3 protein-coding genes are annotated in these 2179 nt (G+C 39.1%); all 3 read right to left on the bottom strand.

All coding sequences use genetic code 11. From position 1 onward, the window contains the following. Positions 1 to 313: 313 nt before the first annotated feature. Positions 314 to 775 (bottom strand): hypothetical protein, encoded by a 462-nt coding sequence (locus tag FJ366_04365; GenBank protein ID MBM3894800.1) that lies wholly within the window; start codon positions 773 to 775, stop codon positions 314 to 316. A gap of 167 nt (positions 776 to 942) precedes the next feature. Further along, complete coding sequence (locus FJ366_04360) at positions 943 to 1260, bottom strand: hypothetical protein (protein MBM3894799.1); 318 nt, start codon at positions 1258 to 1260, stop codon at positions 943 to 945. Between the two features lie 267 nt (positions 1261 to 1527). Beyond that, a complete protein-coding gene (locus FJ366_04355) occupies positions 1528 to 1848 on the bottom strand; it encodes a hypothetical protein (GenBank protein MBM3894798.1) in 321 nt (106 codons plus the stop codon). Positions 1849 to 2179: the final 331 nt, after the last annotated feature.

Genomic DNA, 2179 nt, shown 5'->3' with positions numbered 1-2179 from the left:
CAACGCATCCAGATATACCAATAATCATAAAACCGAAATAAATAGGTTTTTGCCTATTTTGTTGCTTAGGTTTTAATTCATTGGACTGAATTTTTAATTTGTATTTCAATTTATTCAATCGCTCTTATGAATTCTTTCGGTTTATTTGCTGGAACCACTATTTCCAAAGATGGTTCGTTTTGAAACTGCGTAAAACCGCTCTCTAAACTGAGATATACTAGGCATTGGTGATACTTTATGTATCATTCTATGACGATTGGTGAAAACTTGAATAATAAGCTGCGACTTATTATTAAATTTGACCACTCGTCAATTATTTACCATTTGCGATTTTCTTTAGATATCGGCGGCAGTCAAAAATCATTTGGGTCACATACGCAAAAAAGAAACAAGTTAGTCCTCCAGCGAGTCCAGCGATGCTAGAGAAAAAGTATTGCAATCTGTCATCACCGCGACTGTCAAGGAATACCAAAAATGCAATCGCGAAGCCTAGCAAATTAATTGATCCAAAGAAGTAGAAAACAGTTACCCAACCAGAAGTCGTTTCAGATGATGAACCCGATTGACGATTTGTTTTTTCTTTTTGATTGATTTCAAACAGCATCATTTTTTCGCCATCCTCTTCGGTGATTTCCAAGTGCGAACATCGAGGATGTGTTTTATAGTCTTTCAGGTACTGCTTTGCAGCATTTTCATGTGATTGCGCATCTATTTTCTCAGTTTTTGAAAAAACATTCGAACGTGATGAGTTGGTTTCAACTAAATGGTAAATCATGTTTTGAAGGCTGTGACACAAATTGTAATGCATCTATTAAAAAATAATATCCCCGCTTTAATTAATTAGTGAGTCTAGATTTCGACGAACTAAGTGCATAATCTTTGAGGTCTTGGTTTTTTGTTTAATTTTTGGTGTAAATTAAATTTTTTTTACACCAGATAACATTAGTTTTGTTTTGAATTATTATTCTCAAGATAAAAAGCGCATTTTTCAATCAGTGTCACAAGATGGGCTGTCCACAAAAAGCTCAACCAGCAGCAGAAAAAAACTGCAGCTGCTACCAACGACATCTCTTGCGTTTCCCCTCCTGTAAAGCCAGCAGCGATCAATGATATACCGGTTAGCGTGATACTAATTTTTGCAATGATTATTTGTGCTTTTACCCAAATGCTGGGAGAATATCGATTACTTTCAGTTTTTATTTGCTGGACAGGCTGATCAGAATCAGTTATTCCGAGACTTTTATTTATTTCTTGAGACATAAGTTAGTTTTGTTTTTTATACAAACAAGCCAAGAAAAACAATATTGATAAATCCCTGATTGGATCACAAATTAAAAAAAGAGATTTATTATTATTAGCCCGTGCGACAAAGAGCAGCACTATGGAGAGAGCTATTCCAACCATAGAAATCATAGTTGCGGTTTTTAATTTCATATATATTGATAATTTTTGGGTGAACTACGTGAATGATCGAAGTTTTAAGAATATTCTTATTTTCTGAACTGCAGTTCTCGCTTTCGAAACAATTCAGCTTGATGGTAACAAAACCCTCTTCCCTTTTCTCTCTCCCTCCGTCCTCACCTTCGAGCCGTTCTCCTTCAGCCACTTCACCACCGAGGCGTAAGACACCCCTGCGGCCTCGCTGATTCCGATCTGGTTTAGCCCTCGCGGCGCGTTCTTGAGGGCTTCCAGAATCTTGGCGTCGATTTCATGACCGCTCATTCTGGTGCGGCGTTCTTTCTTGGTGGCCGTCTCAAGCCCAACCTCGATCCCCAGCTCCTTACAGATGTGCTGAATCTTCGCGTCAATCTCCGCGATCTTGCCTTCGTACCCCTTTCGCTCAGCCATCAGGGCGACAGGTTATTTCCCGAGATTAGGGCGAGCTTGGCTTCAAGTTCGCGTTTCTGGTCTTCAATGATTTTGTTGATGTCGCTCATTTAGTGTTTGTCTATGTTTTGAAAGCTGGGAATCAGGCGGCAGAGTATGGCGTTGAGTTCAATTTTCAACGGCTCAGTTTTTATGCCGCCGCCAAAGAAGTTGAACAGACCGCGCCGAAGGTGGGTGTCGTTTAGGTTGGCTAGGGTGTATTCAAGCTGAGTTTCACAGTGAAGAATATCGAATATGTTGGCATATTTATAATTCTATATTTTGGATTTACCAACAATCAGAATCCAACGTT

This window comes from Candidatus Dependentiae bacterium (genome assembly GCA_016871815.1).
In the GTDB taxonomy this organism is placed as follows: domain Bacteria; phylum Babelota; class Babeliae; order Babelales.
Note: the sequence above shows the minus strand (reverse complement) of the source record. Positions and strands in the feature narration are given on the sequence as shown.

Bases quoted from the DNA above. Each gene is read 5' to 3' on its own strand.
- FJ366_04365 (MBM3894800.1), bottom strand. From the start codon at position 775: ATGATTTACCATTTAGTTGAAACCAACTCATCACGTTCGAATGTTTTT.
- FJ366_04355 (MBM3894798.1), bottom strand. From the start codon at position 1,848: ATGGCTGAGCGAAAGGGGTACGAAGGCAAGATCGCGGAGATTGACGCG.
- FJ366_04360 (MBM3894799.1), bottom strand. From the start codon at position 1,260: ATGTCTCAAGAAATAAATAAAAGTCTCGGAATAACTGATTCTGATCAG.